The organism is Streptomyces sp. NPDC002680, assembly GCF_042889145.1.
GTDB lineage: Bacteria > Actinomycetota > Actinomycetes > Streptomycetales > Streptomycetaceae > Streptomyces > Streptomyces adonidis.
Map to the genome: position 1 here is coordinate 247391 of NZ_JBIAQP010000006.1, position 26950 is coordinate 274340.

Genomic DNA, 26950 nt, shown 5'->3' on the forward strand with positions numbered 1-26950 from the left:
CGGCGCCGTGACCACGGACCCCCAGGCCCGGACCGGCGACGCCGATGTGCTGCTGCGCGCCACCGACGTCACCAAGCACTACCGCCTGCGCGGCGACTCCCTCACCCGGCGCCACAAGGTGCTGCGGGCCGTGGACGGGGTCTCGCTGGAGGTGCGCCGGGGTGAGACCCTCGGCGTCGTCGGCGAGTCCGGGTGCGGGAAGTCGACGCTCGGGCGCTGTCTGGTGCGGCTCACCGACATCACGGGCGGCCGGGTCGAGTTCGACGGGCAGGACATCACCACGTTGTCCGCGCGCCGGCTGCGCCCCGTACGGCCCGGGATGCAGCTCGTGTTCCAGGACCCGCAGGCCTCCCTCAACCCGCGCCGCCGAGCCGGGGACATCGTCGCCGAGCCGCTGCTCATCCACCGGTACGGGGATGCCGCCGCCGTCCGGCACCGGGTGGCCGAGCTGTTCGACGTGGTGGGGCTGTCGGCGGCCCATCTGGACCGGTACCCGCACGAGTTCTCCGGCGGCCAGCGTCAACGCATCGGTATCGCGCGGGCGTTGGCGACCTCCCCGAAGCTGATCGTCGCCGACGAGCCGGTGTCCGCGCTCGATGTGTCGATCCAGGCGCAGGTGCTGAACCTGTTCGCGGATCTCCAGGACGAGTTCGGGCTGACGTACGTCTTCATCGCGCACGACCTGGGTGTGGTCCGCCATGTCTCGGACCGGATCGCGGTCATGTATCTCGGCGAGATCGTCGAACTCGCGGACACGGAGACGCTGTACGGGGCTCCCGCGCATCCCTACACCGAGGCGCTGATGTCGGCGGTGCCGGAGATCGACGACGGGACCGGCGACCCGGACGCGCCGCGCCGGGAGCGGATCGTCCTCACCGGGGACGTACCCGATCCAGCGTCCAGACCGGCCGGTTGCGCGTTCCACACACGGTGTCCGTACGCGCGGGAGGTGTGTGCGGTGCAGCGGCCCCCGCTGACCACGACGGCCTCCGGGCGCGCTGTCGCCTGCCACTATCCGCTGGTCGCCGCCGCCTGAGGACAGCGGCGGGGGCGGGCCCGCTTGGACCCGCCCCCGTCAACCGTGCGTCAGGCGCGCAGCCACTCCGTGACGACGACCTCCGCGTCCGTCCGCAGCCGGAGCGCGAACGGGCCGCTGACCTGCAGTTCGCCGGTGAAGCGGCCCATGTCGTCGGCGGTGAGGGTGGGCGGCGAGGCAAGCTGCGGGCCGCTCAGCACCTCGATCCTGGCCTCCTGGGGCGGCAGCACCTGGCCCATCAGACCGTGCGCGGACACCTCGACGTCGACCGTCAGCTCCCCCGTGCGGAAGGTGAGCATGCGGGGTGCGTCCACGACTCCTCTGACGGGGATGCCGTGGACGAGCGAGTCGAAGGTCAGCTCGGCCAGTTGGGTGTCGAGCGAGTAGAGGGTGTAGGCCTCGACGGCGGTCTGCTGGAGCTGCGCCGGAACCGGGTCCATGATGGCGGCGGCCTGGCGCAGCGTCTCCTCCAGCAGGTCGTTGTCGAGCGAGTCGTCGCCCTCGAACTCTGCTAAGTCGTCGGCTTCGCCGTCCAGTTCGGCACGGAAGCCGTCCGTGTCATCTGTGTCATCAGTGCTGTTCATGTCGGCCGTGTCGTCCAAGTCGTCGGAGTCGTGGGGTAATCCGTCGCTGTCGTGCGCGTCGCCGCTCACAGCACCCCCCGGGCCGCGAGCCGTACCCGCAGCCGGCGCAGACAGCGCTGGCGCAGGGGGCCGATGCTGCCCACGGCGATGCCGAGGCCGGCGGAGATCTCCTGGTAGCTGGGCGGCGGCGCGGACATCAGGATGCGCAGCAACTGCCTGCACCGGGCGCCCAGTTCCTCGAACTCCTGCCATAACTTCCGGATGCGCTCCGCCTCGGCGGAGGACTCCTCGGACTCGATCACCCACTGCTCGGGCGTACGGTCGTCGCTGATCCGGTCGAGCAGCTGGGCGTCGTCCGTCGGGGTCATCCGGTGGGTGCTCTTGATGACCTTGAGGCACTCGTGCCGTGCGGTGCTCGCGAGCCACGAACCGGCCTTCTCCGGTTCACGGATACGGCCCAGATGCTGGGCGAAACGGAACCAGACGGTCGAGTACACCTCGTGCGCGTCCGCGTCGGACAGCCGGTGGGCGCGCGCCACCGACCACACCAGTGGGCTCAGCCCTTCCACCAGCGCTTTCCAGCCCGCCGCGTCGCCGTCGACGGCGGCTTGGACCAATGCGCCGACCGCAGCTCGGTCCACGTCCCCACCCCTCGTGTACGGCAAGTCATCGTACGCCGTGGAAGGGGGTGCTCCACTCGTCCTGCGCATGGTCCTCACTCGATTGATCCTTGTACGGAGGCCGGTTGACCTCTATACGGCGGGCGGGATGTTCACGACCGGCACCGGGCTCCAGGTGGGCGGGATCAGTGCCGGTACGACCGCGCCCCGGACCTCCGCGAACTCGGTGTTCGCCGCGAGGAGTTGCTGTCGGGCGGCGCGCGGGTCGGTCTCCTTGTGGGCGGTCATGTGGGCGGCGATCATCGCGGCGACCAGCGGGGTGGCGAACGAGGTGCCGCTCCACTGCGCGAACCCCTCGAACTGCGCCTGGTCCGGGGTGCCCGAGGTTGTCTCGTACTCCCCCGTCAGCACGCCGAGGTGCTGGGGGGCCTGGCAGGTGCAGGCGTAGGTGAACTCGTGGCGGCAGGAGTCGTACGTGCTGTGCTGGTAGATGTACGGCACCGGGGTCTGGAAGCCCGTGAGCGGGCCGGTGAGCCGCTCGCCGGGGGCGTAGACCCGCACCCAGGGGCCGTGGTTGCTGAAGCAGGCGCCGAACTCGCCGTCGCTGCGCAGGGCGCCGACCGAGATCACGGACTGGGCGTACTCGGGCTTGTCCGCGTAGGCGGCGGGCCAGAAGGGGGTGGCGCTGGCGTTGTTGCCGGCGGCGGCGACCAGCAGGGTGCGCGGCTGCTCACGGAGGGCCTCCATGAACGCGGCGAGGCCGAGCAGGCCTTCCGTGCTGCCGTTCGACGTGCCCGCGGAGAGGCTGATGAGGGGCGGCCAGCCGTCGCGCTCGACGGCCTCGAAGAGCTTGTCGCCGAATTCCGACTCCAGGATCGCGCCGGCGTCGTTGAGAGTGTTGCGGGAGACGATGTTCGTGTTGGGGGCGACCGCCGCGACGAGCCCCGAGATGAACGTGCCGTGCCCGGCGTACTGCTGGAGCACGCCGTCCGCGCCGCACTCGTCGATCTGGGTGTCGCCCTGGACATGGGCCATCGCCGGGTAGGAGGCGTAGTCGTGCATGAGGCCGGTGTCGATGACGAGGACGCCGACGGCGCTGTCCACGTCGTAGCCGCTCTCGGCCACGGCCGGGTTGGGTCCCGCGCTGTGCGAGACGGGTACGGGCTCGTCGCCGGGGCAGGCGTTGACGGGGGCGATGTGCACCACGTGGTTACGGCTGACCAGGCGCCGCCGCGCGTTGCCCTCCGTCTCCCGGAGCGCGCGCAACGCGCCCGCCACCGCGCGGTCGCCGCGCCGGTCGCCCCGGCCGGGGTCGCCGACCCGGATGCGGGTGATGCCCGAGCGGTTGGTCTCCGGGCTGTCGCGGCGCACCTCGTCGGCGGTCAGGCCGGCGAAGGTCGTGAAGTGGGCGCGTACGGTGTCCTCGACGAGGCGTGCCTCCTCGCCGTCGCGGGCCAGGACCACGCCCTTCTCGTAGATGAACTCGGCCGCGTCGTCCGGCCCCGTCGCCAGCTCCACGCCGGGCATGGAACGCTGGATGTGGTCGAACTGCTCCTGGAAACGCTGCGGTGCCATGGAATGTCCTCCCCCTGGAAACGATCCCCTTCTTGCCTTTGTTGCCGATATTGAGAGCCACGGGGCCGCCGCGTGATACAGGGGCCGCGGCACATTTCCTGATACAGGGATCGATCGGCGTTGGACAGTGAGTTGTCCATGGCCAAACCTGTGTGACGCGGGGCGCGGAGCACTACCATCCGTTAAGTGACTGCGGGAAGCGACACGGTTCTCGAACTCCTGCCCATGGTGTTCGCCCGCCCGAAGGACGCGCTCGCGCGGGCGGAGAATGTCCTCGGCAACGATCCCACGCCGCTGCACGCCTCCGTCGCCCATCAGGTGATCGGTATGTGGCAGCGGGACTTCGGCGACATGCGCATCGCCCTGCGTCATCTGCGGCGCGCCCGCGATCTCGCGGCGGACGCCGGGTCGGCGGAGCGCGAGGCGGACGTCCTCGGCACGCTCGGGGTGGCCCTGGTCCACGCGGGCCGTACCCGACAGGGCCTGGAGGCGTTCGAGCAGGGCGTCGACCGGGGTACGGGGCACACCCGCGCGCGTGTGCTGTACCGGCGGGCGTACGCGTGGTGGGTGCTGGGGCATCACCGCGAGGCGCTGGACGACGTACGGCGGGCCATTCCCGTGCTGCGGCAGGCGGACGACGTCATCTGGACGGCGCGGGCGCTGACCCTGCGGGCGACCGTGCATCTGGCGCTCGGGCGTCCTGAGCGGGCCGACGCGGACTTCACCGCCGCCGAGCAGATGTGGGACACCACCGGCCAGGACCACGACAAGGCTGACGTCGTGGAGAGCCGGGCGCTGGCCGCGTACCGGGCGGGTGACATCCCGGCGGCGCTGCGGCTGTTCGACGAGGCGGCGGAGCGGTACGCCCGGCTGGGCACGCCGATCTTCGTGTTCTACATCCGCCGCTGCGAGGTGCTGATGGCGGCCGGACTGGCCCGCGAGGCGGTCACGGAGGCCGACGCGGCGCTCGGTGTGCTCGACGGGATCGGCGGGCAGAGCACCCGCAAGGCGGAGCTGCTGCTGACGGCCGCGAAGGCGGCGCGGCTCGCGGACGATCCGCACACCGCGATCGCGCGCGCGGCCGTGGCCGTACGGCTGTTCGCCGGGCAGCGGCGCAGCTGGTGGGAGGCGCACGCGCGGCTGGTGCTGATCGAGGCGCGGGTCGCGACCGGGCGGAAGTCGGGGCGGCTGGTCGCGGACGCGGCGGCGCTGGCCGAGCGGCTGGCCGCGTTCGGGTCGCCGTCCGCGCCCGAGGCGTCGCTGCTCGCGGGGCGGATCGCGCTCGCGCTGGGCTGGACCGAGGACGCGGAGAAGCATCTGAAGGTCGCCGCGCGCAGCCGGCGCGTCGGTCCGCCGCTGGCGCGGATGACGGGCTGGGCGGCGCAGGCGCTGCGCGCGGAGGCGGCCGGGTCGGCGCGGGGCGTGCTGGAGGCCTGCCGGCGCGGGCTCGCCGTCCTGGACGACCACCGGATGACGCTCGGCGCCTCGGAGCTGCGGGCCCGGGCCACCGCGCAGGGCGCCGAACTGGCGGCTCTCGCCCAGCGGGCGTCGCTGGAGTCCGGCGGTCCTCGGCGGCTGCTGGTGTGGAGCGAGCGGTGGCGGGCCACGGTCCTGTCGGCGCCGCCGACCAGGCCGCCCGACGACCCGGCGCTCGGGCAGAGCCTCACGGCGTTCCGGGAGATCGCCGCCCGCGCGGAGGAGGCCCGGGTCGACGGCCGCCCGGTGCCGGCCCTTGAGCGCGAACAGCGGCGCCTGGAACGGGAGGTGCGCTCCCGCACCCTGCACATCCGGGGCGAGTCCGGCGGCGACGGGCACCGCTTCGACCCGGCCCGACTGCTCGAACGCCTCGGCGGCGGTGGGCGGTTGATCGAGATCGCGGTGGTCGACGGCCGGGTGCAGGTGCTGCTGTGCGGCGAGGGGAAGGTACGCCGCTTCGAGGCGGGCCGGCTGGCGGACGCGGTGACGGAGGCCGAGCATGTACAAGCCGGACTCCGACGGCTCGCGCACCCGGGGGCGGAGGGCAGGCTTCCGATCCTGGAGGCGTCGGGCCGCAAGCTGGAGGAACTGCTGCTGGGCGCGGCGGTACCGCACCTGGGCACGGGCCCGGTGGTCGTGGTCCCGCCGGGAAGGCTCCACCGGGTCCCCTGGGCCCTGCTCCCCTCCCTCCGCGACCGGGTGCTCAGCGTGTCCCCGTCGGCGAGCAGTTGGCTGCGCGCACAGGAGACCGGCCCCCCGCCGGGCGGCCGGCACGTCCTCGTCCGGGGCCCCGGCCTGGCGAGCGGCGGCGCGGAGGTGCCCGACCTGGTCGACCGGTACGGCAGACCGACGGTCCTGGAGCACGAGGGCGCACGGGTCCCGGCGGTGCTCGACGCCCTGGACGGGGCCGCACTGGCCCATATCGCGGCCCACGGCACGTTCCGCGCGGACAGCCCGCTGTTCTCGTCGCTCCGCATGGCCGACGGTCCCCTGATCGTGCACGACTTCGAACGCCTGGACCGCAGCCCGTACCGAATCATCCTGTCGAGCTGCGACACCGGCCGCCTGGCAACAGTGGGCGCGGACGAACTCCTGGGCCTGGTGACGGCGTTGCTCCCCCTGGGCACGGCGGGCGTGGTGGCGAGCAGCGCACCGGTCAACGACGCGGCGGTGGTCCCCCTGATGCTGGCCCTCCACAAAGGCCTCAGCGCGGGCCTCTCCTTGGCCGAGGCCCTGCGGGACGCGCGGGCGGCACTACCGGGCGACGCGACGCATCAGGCGACGGGGTGGGCGTTCTCGGCGTTCGGGTCGGCGTGAGCCCACTCCCTGACGTCGGTCACGCCGACCGTGTCGTCGGGGTCTCGTCCAGGAGCCAGGGCAGGGCGGCTCGGTCGCTTGCGCCGAGGCGGGTGTAGGCGCTGTACAGATGGTTTCCCACCGTGCGGATGGACAGGGTCAGGCGGTCCGCGATCTCGCGGTTGCTCAGGCCTGCCGCCGCCAGGGTGACGATCTGGCGTTGGCGGGCGGTGAGTTCGCCCAGGGTCAGCGCGGACAGGGCCGGGGTTCGGGCGCCCTGGCAGCGGCGGGCCAGGGTCATCGCCCGGGAGCGGGACCTGCGGGCCGCGCGTGGGTCGCGGTGCACCGGGACGGCCTGGGCGTGTGCCTCGGCGGCGAAGAGCAACAGGCCCCGGCGCTCCAGGAGTTCGGCGGCCCGGTCGAGCGCGGGGCCGTCCTGGCGGACCAGCGCGTCCGCGTGGCGGGCCAGGGGTTCCGCCTCCTCGGCGGGTAGTTGGGCCAGCCGGTCCGCCACCAGGTGCGGGGCTCCCAGGCGTACGGCGTCGTACAGGACGTACGCCTCCCCCTCACCCCTGGCTTCGGGGGCCGTGGCCGACCGCAGTGCGCCCGCGGTGTCGCCGTGTGCCGCGCGCAGCCAGGTGGTCGCCCGGCCGGGGGGCGTCTCGTCCGCGGTCGCGACCTCGTTCAACTGGGCTGCCGCCAGCGCCAGTTCCGTACGGCAGGACGGGTCGTCCGGGGTGCCGCGCAGGCCCTCCCTGGCCCAGGACATGGCCTCGCGCAGTTCTCCGCGCAGTCGGGCGAAGCGGGAGCGGACGGTCGCGTAGGAGGCGGGGACCGTCTTTTCGGCCGCCAGCCAGTCTCCTGTCGGGCCCGCCGGGTCCTGGACGTCCGTGCGCTCGATCCGGTCGGTCAACTCCGCCTGCTCGGCGTCCAGGGCGGACTCGCACTCCGACGAGGGGCGGGACAGTCGCCTCGCGCGGAGTTGGCCCGCGCCCGCGCGGAGCACGGGGCCGTGCAGGGGGTGGGCCAGGCGGACCTCCGACCGGGCGTCCACCTCGATCAGGCCGTCGGCTTCCAGGCTCTCCAGCGCGCGCAGGTCCAGGTCGGCCAGATCCAGTGGGAGTGGTTCGCTGAACGCCAGGCGTTCGAGAGCGTCCCGTTCCTCGGTGGTGGTGCGGTTCAGTGCCTCGCCCACCCGTTCCCGTACCGCAGGTGTCACCGGAACCGGGCCGCGCCACATCAACTCGTCGGACGTCAGGGTGAGTTCGCCGCTCTCGCGGATCGCAGCGACCAGGTCGCGCAGGAGGCGCAGGTCGCCCTGGCAAAGGTGGTGCAGTCGGCGTGCGGTGAGCAGCTCGACCGGGGCGCCCGCGCCTGCGGCGATCAGTTGGGCGGTCTCCTCACGGGGCAGTGGCTTCAGGGGCAGGCGTGGCAGCACCTCGCCCGTCCAGAGACGGGACACCGCGCCGGGTGCCGGGGCGCCGTCCGTCGCCACCACCAGGAGCCGGGTGCGGCCGTGCACCGCCAGCTGGTGGACCAGAGCCGCCGAGGAGTCGTCCAGCAGATGGGCGTCGTCGACCAGCAAGGTCCGTACGCCGGAGAGGAGTTGGACCGCACGGTGCAGGGAGACCTGTTCCGGGAGGAGGTGGGCGAACGCGGCGAAGGGGATGTCCCGGGTCTCGGGCGTACCGCTCACCTTGGCGCAGTCGGTGCCCCGGACGGCCTCCGTGACGAGACGGGTCTTGCCGTGTCCGGCCGGACCCGTCACCACGACGCCGTGCCGTTCCGCCGCCAACGACCGGCGGAGCAGCTCCAGTTCGTCGTCCCGGCCGGTGAACGGCCAGGGCAGTTCCAGGGTCTTCGCGTCCCGTTCGAAAGTCATCACGTTGAACAAGAGCCGGGCTACTCAGCTTTGATACAGGCCGACTTGAGTAGCCCCCGACTCAGGCGCCCGAGGGCCGGTGACCTGCAACCTGTTCCCCATGAACGCACGGTTCTGCTCACTCCCGCAGCAACCGGCCCCCACGTTCGCCCCGGGGTTGCCGGCCGAGCGGCTCAGCGCGCTCCTCTCCGGGCGTCTGATGTGGGTGAACGGCACCGTGCTCCACTACTACTTCTTCGACCGCGACAGCGACGGCTCGGTCATCCCCCTGCCGGGGACCGGGGAGACCCGGTGGGAGTCATGGGTCGGCGCCGAGGCACAGCGCGATGTCGTCCGTGACTGCTTCCGGGAGTGGCTCGACCTGGGGATCGGGCTGTCCTTCGTGGAGGTGCGCGACCGTTCGGAGGCCGAACTGCGCATCGGGTTCCAGACCGGTGACGGTTCGTACTCCACGGTCGGGCGGGACGCACTGTCGGTGGGCCTGGGGCGGCGCACGATGAACTTCGGGTGGGACCTGACCGCGCCGGGGGAACGCGCGACGGCCCTGCACGAGATCGGGCACGCCCTGGGCCTGCTGCACGAGCACCAGAACCCGTTCGCCGGCATCCACTGGGACGACGAGGCGGTGTACGACGACCTGGCGGGGCCGCCGAACTTCTGGGGCCGCGACAAGACCTACTTCAACATCCTGCGCAAGCTCGACCCGGACGAGGTCAACGGCTCCGTCTGGGACCCGCTGTCGATCATGGAGTATCCGTTCTCGGCGGGGCTGATCCTGGAACCGGAGCAGTTCCGGTCGGGGGTCGTGCCTCCGGGGACGCTCTCCCCGGCCGACAAGGAGTTCGTGCTCCGCTGGTATCCGCCGACGGGCACGGGCAGGCCGGCCGAGCTCGTGCCGTTCCGGTCAGCGCCCCTGCGGCTCGGGGCGGGTGAGCAGGCCGACTTCGGTATCGCGCCGCCGGAGACCCGCGACTACACCGTGGGCACCTTCGGGGAGAGCGACACGGTCGTCGCGGTCTTCGAGGAGATCGACGGCGAGCCCCGTTACCTCTCCGCCGAGGACGACGGCGGCACTCCGCACAACGCCCATGTCAGGGTCCGGCTCGTCAAGGGCCGCCACTACTTCGTCCGCGTCAGGCTCTACTCCACGTGGGGATCGGGGGAGACGGCCGTCATGTGCTGGTGATGCTGGGGGCAGAGACCAGCACATGACGGCCCGACGCGGACGAATCAGACCACCTTCGGGCTCCCGGGGGAGCGGTCGAGGACGTCACCTTCATGGGGGAGGGTGACGTCCTCGACCACGCCATGCCCGTACGTCCCTAGATCCCTAGGTCCCTAGGAAGCCGCCCGCTCCCCCGCCGTCTCGGCGTCGGGGTGGGCGAGGCCGAGGTGATCGCGGAGGGTCGTGCCCTCGTACTCCGTACGGAAGACGCCCCGCTCCTGGAGCAGCGGGACCACCGTGTCGGCGAAGCCGTCGAGGCCGCCCGGGGTGATGTGCGGCACCAGGATGAAGCCGTCGCTGGCGTCGGCCTGGACGAAGTCGTTGATGGTGGCGGCGACGGTGGCCGGGGAGCCGACGAAGTTCTGCCGGTTGCCGGTCTCGATGACGAGGTCGCGGATGGACCAGTTGTTGGCCTGCGCGCGCTCGCGCCATTCGCGGGCGGTGGCGAGCGGGTCGCGGTACATCCGCACCTGGGCGCGGCCCCGGGCGACGGTGTGCTCGCCGAGGTCGGGGTCGATGTCGGGCAGCGGGCCGTCCGGGTCGTACGCCGAGAGGTCACGGTTCCAGACGAACTCCAGGTGCTTGATGGCGGTGGCGCCGCTGACCTGCTGGCGGCGCACCTCGTGGGCGAGTTCCTCCGCCTCCGCATCCGTCTCCCCGAGGACGAAGCTCGCGGCGGGCAGGATCAGCAACTGGTCGGCGCGGCGCCCGTACTTGGCGAGACGTCCCTTGACGTCGGTGTAGAAGGCCTGGCCTTCGTCGAGGGTGGCGTACCGGCTGAAGATGGCGTCCGCGGTGGAGGCGGCGAACTCGCGGCCCTCGTCGGAGTCGCCGGCCTGGAAGATGACCGGGCGGCCCTGCGGGGAGCGGGGCACGTTGAACCGGCCCTCGATGTCGAAGTGCTGCCCCGAGTGGACGAAGGCTCCGGCCTTGGCGTCCCGCAGGAAGGTGCCGCTCTGCTGGTCGGCGAGGATCTCATCGCCCTGCCAGGAGTCGAAGAGTTCGGCGGCGGTCTGGAGGAACTCCTTGGCGCGGGAGTAGCGCTCGTTCTGCGGGAGGAAGCCGCCGCGCCGGAAGTTCTCGCCGGTGAAGGCGTCCCAGGAGGTCACCACGTTCCAGGCGGCACGGCCGTCGGAGAGGTGGTCGAGGCTGGCGAACTGGCGGGCCACCTCGTACGGCTCGTTGAAGGTGGAGTTGATGGTGCCGGTCAGGCCGAGGTGGTCGGTGACGGCGGCGAGCGCGGTCAGGACGGTGAAGGTGTCGGGGCGGCCGACGACGTCCAGGTCGTAGATCTTCCCGCCCTGTTCGCGCAGTCGCAGGCCCTCGGCGAGGAACAGGAAGTCGAACTTGGCGCGTTCGGCGGTCTGCGCGAAGTGGACGAAGGAGCTGAACTCGATATGGCTGCCGGCCTTCGGGTCACTCCACACGGTGGTGTTGTTGACACCGGGGAAGTGCGCGGCCAGATGGACCTGCTTCAACGGCTTGCTCATGATGTCGGGGATCCTTCCCGCTCAGACGGCGGCAGAGCTGGCGTAGCGGTTGGCGGGACGGGACAGGCCGAGGAGCCCGCGCAGGGTGTCGGCCTCGTACGCCTCCCGGAAGACACCCCGACGCTGAAGTTCGGGCACCAGCTTCTGCGTGATCGCCGGGAGATCGTGCCCGGCGACAGCGGGCCGCAGCCGGAAACCGGACAGCCCGGCCGACGCCAACTCCTGGAGCAGATCGGCCAGTTGAACCGCCGTACCCGCGAAGATGCGGGCGTCGCTGGTGTATTCGTTCCCGGCGAGGGTGTCGAGCCGCTCCCGGCGGGCCGTCGCGGCGGACGTCGTGTCGTCAAGGAAGACGACCAAGTCGCCGAAGACGTGCAGGAGTTCACCGGCACGACCAGCCGCCGACTGCTCGCTGCGGATCTCCTCGACAATGGCACGCGCCTGACCGGCATCGTGCGGGGTCACGTACCCGACGTCGGCCGAACGGGCCACCAGCCGGTACGGAACCGTCGCATGCGCCAGGGCCGTGACGACCGGCTGCCCCTGCGGCGGGCGAGGCGTGATCGAGGGTCCCTTGACGCTAAAGTGCGGCCCCTCGAAGTCGATGTAGTGCAGCTTCTCCCGGTCGATGAAACGGCCGGTGACGGCGTCGCGGATCTCCGCGTCGTCCTCCCAGCTGTCCCACAGCCGACGCACCACCTCCACGTAATCGGCGGCCTCGTCGAAGAGATCGCCCACCGACTCCCAGGTGCGCGGGTCGTTCAGCGGGCCGAGCGGTGGTATCTGGCGGCGGCCGAAGTGGGCGGCCTCGTTCTGCCGGGCCGTGATCTGGACGCGCAGGCCGGCGCGGCCGGCGCTCACGTAGTCGAGAGTGGCGATCGCCTTGGAGAGATGGAACGGCTCGGTGTGGGTCGTGACCACTGTCGGGACGATCCCGATGTGCCGGGTCAGCGGCGCGACACGGGCCGCGATCAGAACGGCGTCGAGACGGCCCCGAACCTGGTCGGTACCCCCGTCCGGGTCGACGGGGTGCGAGGACTGCAGACCGAGACCGTCCTCGATGGTCACGAAGTCGAGCAGCCCGCGCTCGGCCTCGGCGACCAGATCGGCCCAGTAACGGGCGGTGAACAACTCCCGGGGCCGCGCAACAGGCTCACGCCAGGCAGCCGGATGCCAACCGGCACCGTCCAGAGCGACGGCAAGATGCAAAGGAGAAAAAGACGAGGACACGAAACAGCGCCTTCCTGATCGACCGTACGAAGGAACGAGACAGCAGGTCAGGAACAACAGAGCGCGCCTGCCACACGCAACAGGTCGATGTGCCGCCGCGAGTACAACCTCGGACGACAGGGAATGGGCTTCGGCACGACGTCGTCAACAAGAGGATGAGATCGCGTGTTCCGCCACTTTGTGTCGGCCGGATGAAATCCGGCCGGGCCCAACCGGGCCGCACGGATTGATCGGCGGCCCGGCAACGCGCCCCAAAGGGGCGCGGGGAACTGCGCGACCTGCCCCCACCGGCCCGCAGCAAAAGAACCGCCTATCCCGCGGAGCGCCCCGCGTGAGCCGCCCAGTCCAGAATCTGCACAGCCGCCCCCGCAGCCTCCAGCCCCCGGCACCCCGCATGATGCCGCCGAGCAATCGCATCGAGATCAAGATGCACCCCGAACGCCGGATGCGCCGCAAGCCGCCGCGAATAGGCCCACAAGGCCGGATGATCGGCAACCCGATGCACAGCCGCAGCATCCAGGTGCCACCGGTGCACCGTGTCGAGCCGCACCAGACCGACCCACAACTCCACATCCGCCGCGGTCAGTTGCTCACCCAGCAGATACGGATCCGCAGCGAGCCGCGCGTTCAACGACCCCAGCGTCCGCAGCAGCGAGGCAAGAGCGTCAACACGGTCGGCATCCTCACCGCCGGCGTCTCCCGCACGCTGCGCCGCCGCGTCGATCCCCTGCGCGCACAACCGCTCGACCGCCTCGATCTCCCCTTCCAGCCCGCACGGGTACAGCGCGGGCCGGCCACCGCCGAAGTGCCGGGCCAGATCACGCAGGATGTCCGGGGTGTACGTACTGACGATCCGCCCCGACCAGTCGTCGCTCAGCACCGGGACGGTCGCCGCACCGGAGTAGCGGTGCGCGCTCGCCTCGTACAGCGGACGCAGTGCGGAGTGTTCGCCGCCGGGCCCGTCGGGCACGGCGGGCAGCTCGGTCACCGGACAGGCCGCGTCGAGACCGAGCAGGCTGTGGGTGACGGCGATCCGGAGACAGTCGGGGTCAGCCGGGGACAGGTGGAGGCGGTAGCGGCGCGGCACGGCGTAGTGGCCGCTGCGCGCGTCCCGGCCGAGCCGGCCGCGGAAGGCCGGGGTGGGGCGGGCGGCGGTGGCGGCCAGTGGTGTGACGGTCATGAGTCTCCCCAGGGTGTGGTGCGCAGACGTACGCGCGGCGGAAGGCGTAGTCGGGCCCGTCGGTCCGGCGGCGTGGGTGACGGCCGGGCTCAGCGCAGGCGGCGGATGGCGCTGCGGAGGCGCTGGAGGTCGATGTGACGGCGGGAGGTCAGCAGCGGGGTCGGCCGGGGTGCGGAAACCACCCGACTGGCGTTCGACTCCACGCGCATCACGTTTCCCTACCTTTTCACTAGGATTCCCATGGGGAGTGTCGATCGGCTCGCGCCCCACGTCAAGGGCGTCTCGTACGGCGGACGGCGCCGGTCCCGATCTCCCGGGCGAGGGGTCCTCGCGGTGGGCTCGTAAAGCTCGTGAAGAGAGAAACGAAGCGCTTACGGCATCCGAGGACCAAGGAAGCAGGGGACGACATGAGATTCCTGGAGCGCGAGCGCGCGGCCCTCACCAAGCTGCTGCCCGACCTCGACGAGGGACTGCGGGCCCTGCCGCTGATGACTCTGGAGAGCCCGGGGAGTCCGGGCATCGGGCTGTTCCGGGAGTGCGGGGGCCCGGGGCTGCTGGCGCCGACGGCCCTGCAAGGGCGGGGCGCCACCGCCCTCGAAGCGGTGCGGGTGCAGCGGGCGCTGGGCAGCCGGTCGCCCTCGCTGGCGGTGGCGACGACCATGCACCACTTCTCGATGGCCACGCTCGTCGGGCTGAGCGAGTCCGGTGGGGGCGAGGGTCTGGAGTGGATGCTCGTCCAGGGCGTCGCGACGGACAACCGGCTGATGGCGTCCGGCTTCGCGGAGGGCCGCAGCGGAACCGGCATCCTCTCCCCCGCGATGTCCGCCACGGTGACCCCCGAGGGCGTACGCATCACCGGCGTGAAACAGCCGTGCAGTCTGGCCCGTTCCATGGATCTGCTCACCGCCAGCGTCATGGTGCCGTGTGAGCACGGCGAGGGCGAGGAACTGGCCGTGGCGCTCGTGCCGGCCGAGACGGAGGGGCTGAGCGTCAGCGGCTTCTGGTCGAGCAGCTTCCTCGCGGGCGCCGAGAGCGACCGGGTCACGCTGGACAACGTACTCGTGCCACCGGAACTGCTGGTGCGCACCGCGTCCCCGGCCGGGGCGCGGCTCGACGAGGTGCAGACCGCCGGGCTCGTCTGGTTCGAGCTGCTGATGACCGGCAGCTATCTCGGTGCCGCGAGCGCCCTGGTGGAGCGGGTGCTGCGCGCCGACCGGGTGCCCGACGCCGAACGGGTGCGGCTGCTGGTGGAGGCGGAGGGCGCGATGGCCGCCGTGGAGGGCCTGGCCAGGCGGGTGGACGAGGGCTCCCCCGACGAGTCCGCGCTCGCCGACTCGTTGTACGTCCGCTACACCGTGCAGGACGCGCTCGCCCGTATCGTCCCGCGCGCGGTGGAACTCCTCGGCGGGCTCCGCTTCATGACCTCGGACGAGGTCGGCTACCTCGCCGCCTGCACCAACGGCCTCGCCCTGCACCCGCCGTCGCGGTCCCGGATGACAGGCCCGCTGGCCGCGTATCTGGCCGAGGCGCCACTGACGATCGCCTGAACCTCTCCCACAGCACTGGCACTAGCACTAGCACTTCGTACGAGGGGAACTTCGCCATGCCCAAATCCCGGCCCAGTGACCGACCCGGTACCCGCCCCACCGTGCTGCTCACCGGCGGTACCGGAGTGCTCGGCAGAGCCCTGATCGAGGAGCTGCGGCCCGACTTCCGCATCGTCTGTCTTCGGCATCGCACCCCGGTGCACGAACCCGGAGTGCGGGAGTTCCGAGCCGATCTGATGGAGCCTCAACTCGGTCTGTCCGGAGCCGAGTTCGTTCGCCTCGCCGCCGAAGTCGATCTGGTGCTGCACTCCGCCGCCGCCACCAACTGGCAGTGGGAGCCCGACCTGATCCGGCGCGCCAATCTCGACGGCACCCGCACGATGCTCGACCTCGCCGCCCTCACCGACGCGCCCTTCTTCTACATGAGCACCGCCTTCGTAGCGAATCCGCTGGCCCCGGAGGAACAGGAGCGGTTCCCGGGCGCCGCCGCGTATCTCGCCTCGAAGCGGGATGCCGAGCAGGCGGTACGGGAGGCGCCGGTGCCCGGGGTGATCCTGCGGCCGTCGGTGGTGATGGGCGACTCGGTGACCGGCCGGATCGCCGGGATGCAGGGGCTCACGCGGGCGCTGGGAGCCATCGTCAAGGGCCAGGTTCCGGTCATGCCGGGTGGCCCCGACTCACGGATCGACATGGTGCCGCAGGATCTCGTCGCCCGTGCGGTGGGCGACCTGATGCGCGGCGGGGTCACCGGGGGCGAGTACTGGCTGACGGCCGGTTCGGAGGTGCTGCTCCAGACCGAAGTGATCGACACCTGCCTGGAGTTCGCCGAACGCTACGGGCCCCGGCCGCATCCGCCCCGGCTGATTCCGCTGGAGTCGGTGCACCGGCTGCTGCTGCCGCTGATCGAGGGGCCGACCTTTCCGGAGTCGCTGCGGCGCCGTTTCCACACGTACGCCGAACTGCTGCTGGTCTTCCAGCGGGCGCTGCCCTTCGAGTCGTCCCTCGGTACGCCGCACTGCGGCCTGGCGGTGTCCAAGGAGGAACTGCGCGAGGCCCTGGTGCGCAATCTGGTCGCCTGGGCCGCCCGCCCCGGCGGAATGCGCGGCCGACAACTCATCCAGTCGGCGCACACCCCCGCTCAAGAGGCCGTCCACGCAACGGAGTTGGCATCATGACCACCGTTCCGATCGACTCCCCGCTCCGGCCGGACACCGACACCGTGGCCGACAACCGCGCCCACATCACCCGGCTCTACCGCGAACGCCTCTCCTCCGGCCGTGCCGTCATGGGCACCGTCCTCGGCGGCATGCTGGAGACGGCATCCGACGGGGCGTGGGTCTTCACCGACGACGGCCGCCGCTACCTCGACTTCGGCGGGTACGGGGTCTTCATCCTGGGCCACCGGCACCCCGCCGTGACGGCGGCGGTGCACTGCCAGGTGGACGCCCATCCGCTGGCCTCCCGGGTCTTCCTGGAGCCGGTCGCGGCCCGCGCCGCCGAGGCCCTGACCGCGCACACCCCGGCCGGCCTCGACCGGGTGCACTTCGTCAACTCCGGTGCGGAGGCGACCGAGGCGGGCCTGAAATTGGCGCGCACCCACGGACATACGGCCCTGGTCAGCATGTCCTCCGGCTACCACGGCAAGACCCTGGGCGCGCTCTCCGCCACCGCCAACGCCAAGTACCAGGAGCCGTTCCGCCCCCTGCTCCCGGACACCGAGGTCGTCCCGTACGGCGACCCGGAAGCCCTGGCAGCGAAGCTCCGCCTCCTCGGCGAACGGGCCTGTGTGATCGTCGAGCCGGTGCAGGGCGAGGGCGGGGTACGGATTCCGCCGCCGGGATATCTGGCGGAGGTGAGCCGGCTGTGCCGGGCGTACGGGGCCTTCCTCATCGTCGACGAGATCCAGACGGGGCTGGGACGGCTGGGCTCGTGGTGGGGGCTGGACGGGGAGGGGCAGGAGGGCGTGGAGAGCGCCGGGGAGGTCGTGCCGGACGTCCTGCTCGTCGGGAAAGGGCTGAGTGGCGGAGTGGTGCCCGTCGCGGCGATGGTCGCGACGGAGGCTGCGTACGGGCCGTTCTCCCGCGACCCCTACCTCCACACCTCCACCTTCGCCGCCTCGCCGATCGCCTGTGCGGCGGCGCGGGCCGCGGTCGAGGCGCTGGCCCGGGAGGACGTCGTCGCCCGGGCCCGGGGGCTCGGGGAGCGGCTGCTCGCGGGCGTACGGGCCGTCTGCGCGCCGTACTTCGGCGGGCTGGTCCATGAGGTGCGCGGGCGGGGGCTGTTGATCGGCCTGGAGTTCACCGAGGAGCGGGCCGTCGGCGAGCTGATCCTCGAACTGGTCGGCCGGGGCATCCTGGTCAACCACTCCCTCAACGCCTCCCGGGTGCTGCGCCTGACCCCGCCCGCGATCGTCGGCGACGACGAGGTGGGGCTGTTCCTGACGACCCTGGCGGAGTCCCTGCACGATGTGGCGCGGCGGGTGGGCTGAGGCAGGCGCGTCAGTGGGGCGGGCGGCGGCGGTCGAAGAGGAGGGCGGCTGCGCCGAGGGCCATCAGGCCCCGCGAGGGGGTCCAGGGCCGCTGCCCGCCCATGCCCGCCGGGGTGTGCGGTTCATGGAGCTGGAGCGCGAACTGCCGGCCCGCGGCGTCGGAGAGGAGGCTGCGCAGCTGCTCGGGGGCGGACACCGCGAAGGACAGGAAGTCCATGGTGTTGCGGGCCGCCTGGTCGAGGGAGAAGTACTCGCGCAGGAGGGCCATGACGATCCCCCGTGCCTCCGCCCGGAAGACCTCCGCGAGGGCGATGTCCGGTGCGAGGCAGCGCACCGAACCCTCCAGGTTGGCGAAGGACTTGCCCAGCAGGGAGATCGCGGGCGCCGAGCCGATGCCCCGCTTGGTCGCCTTCTCCAGGACCGTCGTCAGGGACACCCCGAAGTTGATGTCCTCCAGGGAGGCCGTGGCGACCTTGGGCACCAGCGCGGCCATGTCGGCGGCGAACGCGGGCAGGTTCGACCAGGGCGTGACGCGCCCCATGTCCGCCCAGGCCCAGGCGAGTCCATGGCCGTCGTTCTGGGCCAAAGCCATGAGGAGGGGCAGGAGTTGCAGGCTGGTACGGCGGTCGAGGCGGCCGATCATGCCCCAGTCGATGAGCGTGGCGGGGCCGCCGGGCAGCGCGAAGACGTTGCCCGCGTGCGGGTCGGCGTGGAACATGCGGTCGACGAAGTAGCCGCGGTACATGAAGCGCAGCAGGTCCTTGCCGATGTCCGTGCGCTCGCGGTCGCTGAACTGCCCGCGGTCCAGGTGCCGTACGGAGGAGCCGGGCGCGAGGGACTGCACCAGCACCTTGGGGGTGGCATGGATGACCCGGGGCACGGCGAGGGTCGGATAGCGGCGGATGTGTTCGCGGGCCTCGTCCATGTTGCGGGCCTCGCCGGTGAAGTCGAGTTCCGGTTCCATGGCGTCGAAGATCGAGCCGAGCATCGCCTCCATGTCGATGACCTCGTTGAAGCGGGGCGCGGTGCGGGCGAGGATCCTGGACGCCCTGCGCATCAGGGCCATGTCCGCACGGACCGCGTCCCGGATGCCGGGCCGCTGCACCTTCACCACCGCCGGGCGACCGCCGGGCAGGGTGACCCGGTACACCTGGGCGAGGGAGGCCGCGCCGAGCGGTCGTACGGTGTCGATGTCGTCGAAGCGGCGCTTCCAGTCCGGGCCGAGCTGGTCCCGGAGGACGGGTTCGAAGACGGCGAAGGGCTGGACGTCGACCTGGTCGTGCAGGTTCTGCAGCTCGGCGATCATCGAGGCGGGCACCATGTCGGGCCGGGTGGAGAGGATCTGCCCGAGCTTCACATAGAACGGGCCGAGACTTTCGAGCGCGTGCCGTACGGCTCTGGCGCGCCGGGTGCCGTCCCCGCTCTCCTCGCCGTCCTCGGTGGCCTCTCCGTCGGTTCCGCGCCGGGTGCGGCGCCGGTCCCGGGCCAGTCGGCCGGCCTCTTCCGCCGCGAGTCCTCCCAGTACCTTCACCACCAGCCGGAGCCGGTTGCCGAGCAGGGCACTACCCATGTGTCACGACCTTCTGTGTGTGCTGCGTTTCCTGAGACCGGCGGGGCGGGTCCGGCCCCGCCCCGCCGTCACGCACCCCGTGTCACGCGCCCCGCGTCAGCTCTTGCGTGCCGCCGACGGCCGGCTGCCGGCGCCCGTCACGGCTCCGGCGACTCCCTGCACGCTCTCCAGTACGCCGACCAGGTTGGCGACCAGTTCGGAGAGCTGGGCGATCTGCCGTGGCAGCGCGGCCAGCCCCTCCGCCATGTCGGCCGCTCCGGACACGGCCGACGCGGCTCCGCCCGCCACCTGTCCGAGCGCGGCCAGCGGGTTGGCCGCGCCGGCCATACCGCCCAGTGCGGCGAGCGGGTTCGCGCCCCCGGCCGCGAGGGCGGCGAGGGGGTTCGGGGCCGCGCCGGTGAGGGCGGCCAAGGGGTTGGGGGCGCCGCCCGTCAGTGCGGCCAGCGGGCTGGCGGCGCCGACTCCGGCGGCGGCGTTGGCGGCGTTCGCCAGTGCCGCCACCGGATTGGCGACCCCGCCCAGCGCCGAGAGCGCGCTGACGGTACGCAGCACATCCCCGGGCAATGCGTTCAGCGCCTGGTAGGGATTCGCCGCGGTGAGCCAGTCCACGGCATGGGAGTCGTCGCTCCTTCGGTCGAGAATGTCATCGAAGGCCTTCTTCGTACTGTCGGCGATATCGCCGATGAAGTCCTTGATCGTGTCCTGTGTATTGTTCCTGCCCACTGAAACTGCCTTCCCTGTCGACTCAACTCCCGTAATCCGGAAGTCGTTCACAAGAGGCCGGACGTGAACCGAGGATGAATTCGGCCGTCCGTTACCTGGGATGTGCCGCGACCCCGTCCAGCGTCTGGGCGCACACGAGCCGCAGCCGTGCCCGTCCCCGCGTGAACGCACCCTCGGCCGCCTTCAGCGAGATCTGGTGCATACGGGCGAACTCCATCGTGGAGATACCGTCGGCGCGGGCCAGCATGACCTGGCGCTCACGGCCCCGCAGTTGCTGGACCTGGCGCAGCAGCCAGCGCCCGAAGTCCTCGTCGCACACGTCCTCGTCCGGCAGCTCGGGCCTGCTGACGTGCGCGGTACGGCCCACAAGACGCCGTCTGCGCTCCAGTTCGCGGTAGTGGTCGACGCACAGCCGCAGCGCGACCGAGGTCAGAAAGGGTCCGATCCGCTCCGGGTCCAGATTGTCGTGGGCCGCCGCCCGCAGCATCGCCTCCTGGACGCAGTCCTCCGCGTCCTGGGCGGTCGGGAGCCGCCGGCGGACCAGCCGCATCAGCCGTTCCCGATGGACGGCGATCTCTTCCCAGATTACTAATTCATCCGCGCGGTCTTCCGAATTCATGCAGTACACGGCCCCGAAATTTTCCTGTTCCCCGACTCGACGGGAAAGGACTGTCCGGGTCAACTCACGGACAAACCGAGCTGATTGTGCACCACTCGTCCGAATGGAAAACAGAGGAACCGTCTCCGGCGCACGGAAAATCATGCTACAAAAACCCTTACGGATGCCGGGCGGTTTATTTGCGCAGAAACGTCACAGCAAGATCAGGCCGAATAATTCTTCCCCGGCAGCATACCCATCTCGGCCACCGGGGAACTTAACTCGCCAATACCGGCCGACCTGCTTTCGCCCCGCAGGTCAGTTCTCGGTCGCCGCGGCGGCTTGTTTGATCGCTTCGCGGATCCGGCAGTACGTGCCGCAGCGGCAGACGTTCTCGATCGCGTCGATGTCCGCGTCCGTCGGTTCGGAGGTCCGTCGGAGCAGTGCCGCGGCGGCCATGATCTGCCCCGGCTGGCAGAAGCCGCACTGCGCCACGTCCTGGTCGAGCCAAGCCTGTTGGACGGGGTGCAGGGTGTCGCCGTCGGCCAGCCCCTCGATGGTGGTGACCCTGCGGTCGGCGCAGTCGGCGACGGGCACGACACAGGGCTGGATCTCGGCGCCGTCGAGATGGCTGGTGCAGGCGCGGCAGACCCCGACCCCGCAGCCGTACTTGGGGCCGGTCACGTGCAGCAGGTCGCGCAGCACCCACAGCAGCGGCATGTCGGCCGGGGCCTCGACGGTGACCGGCTTGCCGTTGAGGACGAAGGTGTAGCTGGGCATCAGTACCTCTCGGGGGCGGAGTAGGAGCCGGAGTCGACGGCCGGTCAGAAGGTGAGGGGGAAGCGGCGGGGCGTGGTGCCGGTGGCCCGGGCGTAGGCGTTGGCGACCGCGCCCGCCGCGGCCGGTACGCCGAGTTCTCCGGCTCCGCCGGGCTCGCCCTTGGACGGCATGATGTGTGCCTCGAAGTGCAGGGGGGCGTGGCGCTGGCGGGCGTAGTGGAAGTCGGCGAAGCTGCCCTCGCGGACGGCGCCCCGGTCGATGTGGAGGCCGGCCCGCAGGATCGTGGAGATGCCGTCGATCGTGGTGCCCATGAGCTGGGCCTCAAGTCCGCGCGGGTTCACGGCCGTTCCGACGTCGGCGGCCATGACCGCCCTGGTGACGCGGGGGTTCTTCGGGTCGGTGGCGTCGATCTCGATCAGACAGGCCACGCAGGAGCCGTACTCCTCGTGGACGGCCATGCCCTGTCCGTGTCCGGCGGGCAGGGTACGTCCCCAACTCCCGGCGGACGCCGCCTTGTCGAGCACGGCGCGTACGGTCTTGCTGCGGAGTGTGGTGCGCCGGAAGGCGACCGGGTCCTTGCCGAGGCTGCGGGCGATCTCGTCGACCATGATCTCCTCGACGGTCCGGGTCGTCCCGGAGTCCACCGAGCGCCAGGCTCCGAGGGGTATCGCCGCCAGTTCCACACTGCCCGAATCCCCGTCGAGCCGCCCGAAGTTGTACAACCCGCTGTCGCTGGGCAGCGGGCCCGCGTCCCGGGCGCGCCCCGCCCGCGCGGCCATGGGCCTGGCGCCGCCGTTCGCGGCGAGGCCCTCGTACGACTCGCTGACCGAGGCCGTGGAGTGGACGAAGGCCACCACCCGGCCGCCCGCGTGGCTGGCTCGGATCCGGTGGTGGGTGGCCGCGCGCATCTGGCCGTGCCGCAGGTCGTCGACGCGGCTCCACATCAGCTTGACGGGCCTGCGGGCCGCCTTGGAGACGAGGGCGGCTTCGAGTGCGAAGTCGTAGTTGAGCCGTCGTCCGAACGAGCCGCCGCCCCGCATGACATGGACCTTGACCTTCGACGCCGGAAGTCCGACCGCCGAGGCGATGCTGTCGCGGGCGTCCATCGGTGTCTGGGTGGAGAACCACAGCTCGGCGCGGTCCGCGCGGACGTCGGCCACCGTGGTCAGCACCTCCATCGGGGCATGGCTGACGAACGCGAACTCGAACTCGCCGGTCACCTGCGTCGATCCGCTCGGTGCGGTGCCGAGTGGTGGCACGGCGGCGCGCAGCCGGGATCTGATGACGGCGTCGGAGAGCGCGGCCAGCGGGCCCGGGGCCCAGGTGATCCGCAGGGCGTCGCGGGCCTTGAAGGCGTGGTGGAAGGTGTCCGCGACGACGGCGACCCCGCCCGCGACCCGGACGACCGCGCGGACGCCGGGCATGGCACGGGCCGCCCGGTCGTCGAGCGTGCGGATCTTCCCGCCGAGCGTCGGCGGCCGGGCCACCACGGTCGGCTTCGCGCCCGGAACCCGCACGTCACCGGCGTACTGCGCCTTGCCGGTGACGAGGTCCCGGGCGTCGATCCGGGTCGTCGGCTTGCCGATCACCTTGTGCCGGGAGGCCGGTTTGGGCTTGCTGGACACGGCCGGGCGGGTGACCTGCGCGGCGATCGCGGTCAGCGAGCCGTAGGTGGCCGTACGGCCGTCCGGTGCGACCACCATCGTGTTGCGGGTGCGGAGCGTGCGCGCGGGGAGCCGCCAGCGCCGCGCGGCGGCGGTCACCAGCCGGGCCCGCGCGGTGGCGGCGAGCGCCCGGGCGGGACCGTACAGCGAGCTGACCGAACTCGAACCGCCGGTGTACTGGCTGCCCTTGGTGCGGGCGTCGGCGAGCGGGATGTCGACGTCGGCGAGGCGGGCGTCCAGTTCCTCGGCGATCATCATGGCGACGGCGGTGGTGACGCCCTGGCCGACCTCGACGCGCGGCAGCCGGACGACGACCCGGTTCGCCGCGGTGACCTCCAGGACCAGCATCTCGTCGTCGTCACCGGTCACCACGACACCGGACCGAGCGCTCGCGTCCGCCGTGGAGCGCTCGGCGCCTTCGGCCGAGGATGTGTCGCAGCCGATCGGCGCGGCCACGGTCAGGGTGGTGGCAGCCAGCGAGTAGACCATGAACCTCCGACGGGACCACTGCCGTTCCATCGCCACCCCTGTCACCTGCCGTCGGTCTCCGACGGTCCGTCGCCGCGCCCGCTGTCGGTGCGTCTCCTGTGTATGAGGGGCCGGGCGGCTTTCTGGTTGCGTGCCCGTGCCGTCCGGTCCACGGCGGTTCCCCCCGGACGGCCGGAAGCCTCCCCCCAGGTGGCTGGAGTGTCCCGGGATGGCGTTCTACCGGGGCTTTCGCCGTTCTAAGGTCGGGGGACGACTTCGACGGCAAGGCGGAACGTACGTGATCCGGGTAGTGGTGGTGGACGACGAGGCCCTGGTGCGGTCCGGCTTCAAGCTGATCCTGAGCGCGGCCGACGACATCGAGGTCGTCGCGACCACGGCGGGCGCCGGCGCGGTCGAGACCGTACGGCGGGAACGCCCCGATGTCGTCCTGCTGGACATCCGGATGCCGGACGTCGACGGTCTGACCGTGCTGCGGGAGGTACGGGAGCTGCCGGAGCCCCCGGTGGTGGCGATGCTGACGACGTTCGACGCCGACGAGTACATCCTGACCGCCCTGCGTTCCGGTGCCGCCGGCTTCCTGCTGAAGGACACCGAGCCCGATCAACTCGCCCAGCTGGTACGGAGCTTGGCGGCGGGCGGGGTCGTCATGTCGCCGAAGGCCTCCCGTGCCGTCTGGCAGAGCCACCCCGGAGGCGCCGCCCGCGCCGAGGATCCCGAGGCCGCCCGGGTGGGCCGGCTGAGTGAGCGTGAGCGCGAGGTTCTGGTGCTGGTCGCGGAGGGGCTGTCCAACGCGGACATCGGTACCCGCATTCACCTCAGCGCGGGCACGGTCAAGGACCATGTCAGTGCGATCCTCACCAAGTTGAGGGTGAGCAGCAGGGTCCAGGCCGCGCTGCTCGCCCAGCGGGCCGGGCTGTTGGACGGGCCGTACGGCGAGGGGAACCGGCCGGAGTCCGGGCGGTGAGCGCGGCCGACGTCCGCCCGGCCTGGTGGACGCGGGTCCCGGACCGGGGCATCGACGCCGTGGTGGTCGCCGTCGCGGCCGTGGACGCGTTGATCAGCCTGTTCGGGGAGTCGCCCGCCTCGGTCGCGGCCGCCGTACTCGCCTGCGGGGCAGTGGTGTTCCGTCGGCGGTTCCCGCTGTCGGTCTTTCTGCTGACCCTGCCCGCGAGCCTGATGCTGGACGTCGTGTTCGCCCCGTTCGCCGCGCTGTTCACGCTCGCCGAGCAGTCCCGGGACCGCCGTCTGCTCGCGTTCTGCGCCCTGCTGTTCGCGATGGCGTCTGCCGCTCCCTGGCCGCTGGACGACCTGTCCTCGCACGACCGCGCCTGGACCGTCGTCTCCTTCTTCTACACCCTGGCCTCCGCCGCCGCCCCCGTCCTCCTGGGCCAACTCCTCCAGGCCCGGCGGGACTTGTCCGGGCGGCTCGTCGAGATCGAGGAGGCGCGGGAGCACGAACGGCTGCTGCACTCCCAGGCCGTGCTGGCCCGGGAACGCGCCCAGCTGGCCCGGGAGATGCACGACGTGGTCTCCCATCAGGTCAGCCTGATCGCCGTACAGGCCGGAGCCCTTCAAGTCGCGGCGAAGGAGCCGGAGTTCAGGGAGGGCGCCCGGACGATCCGCGCCCTGAGCGTCGACACCCTGGACGAACTCCGCCATATGGTCACCCTGTTGCGGGCCTCGGGCGGCCGGGCCACCGAGCTGACCCCGCAGCCCACCCTGGCCGACCTCCACCGGCTCGTCTCGACGAGCGGTATCGAGACCGCGCTGACCGGTGAACTCCCCCCGGACATCGGCACCCCGGCCCAGCGCGCCGTCTACCGGACCGTGCAGGAGGCCCTCACCAACGTCCGCAAGCACGCTCCCGGCGCCCGTGCGACGGTCCAGCTGTGGCGTGCCCCGGACGGCGCCGGTTTCGGCGTGACCGTCACCAACACTCCCCCGACCCGCCCGTCCCTGCCCCTGCCCGGCTCCCACCAGGGCCTCGTCGGTCTCCGGGAACGCGCCGAACTCCTGCACGGCACCTTCCGGTCGGGGCCCACTCCTGAGGGCGGCTACCAGGTCAGGCTCAGGATCCCGGCCGGCTCGGCGCAGTAGAGCCGATCAGGGCGGTGTCGGTGCCGACGGGGCCGAAGGCGTTCGCGCCGCCCGGGGAGCCGAGGGGGGCGTCGCGGCCCGGCAGGGGTTCGTCGAAGAAGCGGCGGTTGTCGGTGCGGTGCTCGGGGTCGGCGAGACGGTCGACGGCGATCGCCTGTTCGGGGCAGGCCGTCTCGCAGGCACCGCAGTCGATGCATTCGGCCGGGTTGATGTAGAGCTTGCGCTCGCCCTCGTAGATGCAGTCGACCGGGCACTCCTCCACGCAGGACCGGTCCATGATGTCGACGCAGGCCGGGCCGATGACGTAGGCCATGTCAGTTCTCCTTCTCTTTCTCTGTCGAGTGGCCGGGGAACAGCGCCGCGTCCGGGTCGATGACGGTGGCGGCGTTGTTGACGGCGGTGGCGACCTCGCCGAAGCCGACCGAGATCAGCCGTACCTTGCCCGGGTAGTCGGTGATGTCCCCGGCGGCGTACACGCGGGGCAGGTTGGTGGCCATCCGGGTGTCCACGGCGATCCGCCGGGCCTGGAGCGTCAGCCCCCAGTCCGTCAGCGGGCCCAGGTCGGCGAGGAAGCCGAGCGCGGCGACGACCGTGCGCGCCGGGAGCAGCCGGATGGCCTTGGTGGTGCGGTGGCGGACCTCGACCTGTTCGACGTACGAGTCCCCGTGCAGGGCGCTCACCTCGCAGTCGGTGATGATCTCGATGCCGAGGGCACGGACCTTGTCCACGCTGGCGCGGTGGGCCCGGAACCGGTCGGTGCGGTGGACCAGGCGTACGGAGCGGGCGAGCGGGGCGAGGGTCGCGGCCCAGTCGAAGGCGCTGTCGCCGCCGCCGACGACCACGACGTCGTGGTCGGTGTGCGCGGCGGGGTCGGGGACGAAGTAGACCTGCCCGCGGCCGAGATAGCCCTCCCCCGCCGGGAGCGCGCGGGGCGTGAAGGTGCCCACGCCGCCGGTGACGACGACCGCGCCGGCCCGGACCGTGCTCCCCCGGTCGCCGCGTACGACCGGGCGGCCGTCGGGGCCGTGGGTCAGGGTCACCGCGCGTTCGCCGAGGAGGTAGCGGGGGCCGTACGGCTCGGCCTGGGCGACCAGGTTGGCCACCAGGTCACGGCCGCGTACGGCCGGGAAGCCTGCGATGTCGAAGATGGGCTTCTCGGGGTACATGGCGCTGATCTGGCCGCCGCACTGGGGCAGGACGTCGATGACCGCCACGCGAAGGCCACGGAAGCCCGCGTAGTAGGCGCCGTACAGGCCCGCGGGCCCGGCGCCGACGATCAGGATGTCCGTCTCGATCGTGCGCGACTCGTCCGTGGTCGTCGGCAGGTCGGTGAGAACGCTCATGGTTCCGGACGGTACGAGCGGTTCGCGGTCCGGTCCCACGGGATCGGTCCGGTGAGC

The 26950-nt window shown here is 71.7% G+C and carries 24 protein-coding genes; 8 read left to right on the plus strand and 16 right to left on the minus strand.

Annotated features, from left to right (window positions below):
* Positions 1-7: 7 nt before the first annotated feature.
* On the plus strand, positions 8-1036 hold the full coding sequence (locus tag ACFYXF_RS18160) for an ABC transporter ATP-binding protein (RefSeq protein ID WP_389350581.1): 1029 nt from the start codon (positions 8-10) through the stop codon (positions 1034-1036).
* A gap of 50 nt (positions 1037-1086) precedes the next feature.
* On the opposite strand, the gene ACFYXF_RS18165 is transcribed toward ACFYXF_RS18160, so the two are convergent.
* The 3 genes from ACFYXF_RS18165 to ACFYXF_RS18175 all read right to left on the minus strand — a co-directional run bounded on the left by ACFYXF_RS18165 (position 1087) and on the right by ACFYXF_RS18175 (position 3815).
* Positions 1087-1620 (minus strand): hypothetical protein, encoded by a 534-nt coding sequence (locus tag ACFYXF_RS18165; protein WP_389350582.1) that lies wholly within the window; start codon positions 1618-1620, stop codon positions 1087-1089.
* Positions 1621-1685: 65 nt separating this feature from the next.
* Positions 1686-2330 (minus strand): RNA polymerase sigma factor, encoded by a 645-nt coding sequence (locus tag ACFYXF_RS18170; RefSeq protein WP_389350583.1) that lies wholly within the window; start codon positions 2328-2330, stop codon positions 1686-1688.
* Positions 2331-2372: 42 nt separating this feature from the next.
* Positions 2373-3815 (minus strand): S8/S53 family peptidase, encoded by a 1443-nt coding sequence (locus ACFYXF_RS18175; RefSeq protein ID WP_389350584.1) that lies wholly within the window; start codon positions 3813-3815, stop codon positions 2373-2375.
* Between the two features lie 186 nt (positions 3816-4001).
* On the opposite strand from ACFYXF_RS18175, the gene ACFYXF_RS18180 reads away from it, so the two are divergent.
* Positions 4002-6608, plus strand: a complete 2607-nt coding sequence (locus tag ACFYXF_RS18180) for a CHAT domain-containing protein (RefSeq protein WP_389350585.1) — start codon at positions 4002-4004, stop codon at positions 6606-6608.
* A gap of 19 nt (positions 6609-6627) precedes the next feature.
* Here the strand turns inward: ACFYXF_RS18180 and ACFYXF_RS18185 are convergent, their stop codons facing one another.
* Complete coding sequence (locus tag ACFYXF_RS18185; RefSeq protein WP_389350586.1) at positions 6628-8469, minus strand: LuxR C-terminal-related transcriptional regulator; 1842 nt, start codon at positions 8467-8469, stop codon at positions 6628-6630.
* Positions 8470-8569: 100 nt separating this feature from the next.
* Here ACFYXF_RS18185 and ACFYXF_RS18190 point away from each other — a divergent pair, with 100 nt between their 5' ends.
* The gene (locus tag ACFYXF_RS18190) at positions 8570-9655 is read left to right on the plus strand and encodes a M12 family metallopeptidase (RefSeq protein ID WP_389350587.1); all 1086 of its coding nucleotides are present in this window, start codon (positions 8570-8572) and stop codon (positions 9653-9655) included.
* Positions 9656-9807: 152 nt separating this feature from the next.
* On the opposite strand, the gene ACFYXF_RS18195 is transcribed toward ACFYXF_RS18190, so the two are convergent.
* The 5 genes from ACFYXF_RS18195 to ACFYXF_RS18215 all read right to left on the minus strand — a co-directional run bounded on the left by ACFYXF_RS18195 (position 9808) and on the right by ACFYXF_RS18215 (position 13803).
* Positions 9808-11184 carry an NtaA/DmoA family FMN-dependent monooxygenase gene (locus ACFYXF_RS18195; RefSeq protein ID WP_389350588.1) on the minus strand — a complete coding sequence of 459 codons (1377 nt, stop codon included), beginning with the start codon at positions 11182-11184 and terminating at the stop codon, positions 9808-9810.
* Positions 11185-11205: 21 nt separating this feature from the next.
* On the minus strand, positions 11206-12414 hold the full coding sequence (locus tag ACFYXF_RS18200) for an LLM class flavin-dependent oxidoreductase (RefSeq protein WP_389350589.1): 1209 nt from the start codon (positions 12412-12414) through the stop codon (positions 11206-11208).
* Between the two features lie 47 nt (positions 12415-12461).
* The gene (locus ACFYXF_RS18205; protein ID WP_389350590.1) at positions 12462-12803 is read right to left on the minus strand and encodes a putative leader peptide; all 342 of its coding nucleotides are present in this window, start codon (positions 12801-12803) and stop codon (positions 12462-12464) included.
* The gene (locus ACFYXF_RS18210; protein WP_389350591.1) at positions 12725-13594 is read right to left on the minus strand and encodes a glutathione S-transferase C-terminal domain-containing protein; all 870 of its coding nucleotides are present in this window, start codon (positions 13592-13594) and stop codon (positions 12725-12727) included. Before ACFYXF_RS18210 ends, ACFYXF_RS18205 begins: the two co-directional genes overlap by 79 nt.
* An 89-nt stretch (positions 13595-13683) precedes the next feature.
* Positions 13684-13803 carry a putative leader peptide gene (locus ACFYXF_RS18215; protein ID WP_369037878.1) on the minus strand — a complete coding sequence of 40 codons (120 nt, stop codon included), beginning with the start codon at positions 13801-13803 and terminating at the stop codon, positions 13684-13686.
* 198 nt (positions 13804-14001) lie between these two features.
* On the opposite strand from ACFYXF_RS18215, the gene ACFYXF_RS18220 reads away from it, so the two are divergent.
* The 3 genes from ACFYXF_RS18220 to ACFYXF_RS18230 are packed head-to-tail and all read left to right on the plus strand — an operon-like array spanning position 14002 to position 17629.
* Positions 14002-15141 (plus strand): acyl-CoA dehydrogenase, encoded by a 1140-nt coding sequence (locus ACFYXF_RS18220; RefSeq protein ID WP_389350592.1) that lies wholly within the window; start codon positions 14002-14004, stop codon positions 15139-15141.
* A 56-nt stretch (positions 15142-15197) separates the two neighbouring features.
* Positions 15198-16316, plus strand: a complete 1119-nt coding sequence (locus tag ACFYXF_RS18225; RefSeq protein WP_389350593.1) for an SDR family oxidoreductase — start codon at positions 15198-15200, stop codon at positions 16314-16316.
* Positions 16313-17629 (plus strand): aspartate aminotransferase family protein, encoded by a 1317-nt coding sequence (locus ACFYXF_RS18230; RefSeq protein ID WP_389350594.1) that lies wholly within the window; start codon positions 16313-16315, stop codon positions 17627-17629. Before ACFYXF_RS18225 ends, ACFYXF_RS18230 begins: the two co-directional genes overlap by 4 nt.
* A 10-nt stretch (positions 17630-17639) precedes the next feature.
* On the opposite strand, the gene ACFYXF_RS18235 is transcribed toward ACFYXF_RS18230, so the two are convergent.
* The 5 genes from ACFYXF_RS18235 to ACFYXF_RS18255 all read right to left on the minus strand — a co-directional run bounded on the left by ACFYXF_RS18235 (position 17640) and on the right by ACFYXF_RS18255 (position 23453).
* Positions 17640-19199 (minus strand): ABC1 kinase family protein, encoded by a 1560-nt coding sequence (locus ACFYXF_RS18235; protein ID WP_389350595.1) that lies wholly within the window; start codon positions 19197-19199, stop codon positions 17640-17642.
* Positions 19200-19295: 96 nt separating this feature from the next.
* Positions 19296-19922 carry a hypothetical protein gene (locus tag ACFYXF_RS18240; protein WP_389350596.1) on the minus strand — a complete coding sequence of 209 codons (627 nt, stop codon included), beginning with the start codon at positions 19920-19922 and terminating at the stop codon, positions 19296-19298.
* A gap of 91 nt (positions 19923-20013) precedes the next feature.
* Positions 20014-20541, minus strand: a complete 528-nt coding sequence (locus ACFYXF_RS18245) for an RNA polymerase sigma factor (RefSeq protein WP_389350597.1) — start codon at positions 20539-20541, stop codon at positions 20014-20016.
* Between the two features lie 297 nt (positions 20542-20838).
* Positions 20839-21300: a (2Fe-2S)-binding protein gene (locus ACFYXF_RS18250; protein WP_389350598.1), complete on the minus strand. Its 462-nt coding sequence runs from the start codon at positions 21298-21300 to the stop codon at positions 20839-20841.
* Between the two features lie 44 nt (positions 21301-21344).
* Positions 21345-23453, minus strand: a complete 2109-nt coding sequence (locus tag ACFYXF_RS18255; RefSeq protein WP_389350763.1) for a molybdopterin cofactor-binding domain-containing protein — start codon at positions 23451-23453, stop codon at positions 21345-21347.
* A 277-nt stretch (positions 23454-23730) separates the two neighbouring features.
* On the opposite strand from ACFYXF_RS18255, the gene ACFYXF_RS18260 reads away from it, so the two are divergent.
* Together ACFYXF_RS18260 and ACFYXF_RS18265 are read left to right on the plus strand one after the other, a co-directional pair.
* The gene (locus ACFYXF_RS18260) at positions 23731-24417 is read left to right on the plus strand and encodes a response regulator (RefSeq protein WP_389350599.1); all 687 of its coding nucleotides are present in this window, start codon (positions 23731-23733) and stop codon (positions 24415-24417) included.
* Positions 24414-25550 carry a sensor histidine kinase gene (locus tag ACFYXF_RS18265; RefSeq protein WP_389350600.1) on the plus strand — a complete coding sequence of 379 codons (1137 nt, stop codon included), beginning with the start codon at positions 24414-24416 and terminating at the stop codon, positions 25548-25550. Before ACFYXF_RS18260 ends, ACFYXF_RS18265 begins: the two co-directional genes overlap by 4 nt.
* Here ACFYXF_RS18265 and fdxA read toward each other — a convergent pair.
* The gene (gene fdxA / locus ACFYXF_RS18270; protein WP_389350601.1) at positions 25522-25863 is read right to left on the minus strand and encodes a ferredoxin; all 342 of its coding nucleotides are present in this window, start codon (positions 25861-25863) and stop codon (positions 25522-25524) included. The two genes, ACFYXF_RS18265 and fdxA, sit on opposite strands and share 29 nt — an antisense overlap.
* 1 nt (position 25864) lies before the next feature.
* A complete protein-coding gene (locus ACFYXF_RS18275; protein WP_389350602.1) occupies positions 25865-26893 on the minus strand; it encodes an NAD(P)/FAD-dependent oxidoreductase in 1029 nt (342 codons plus the stop codon).
* Positions 26894-26950: the final 57 nt, after the last annotated feature.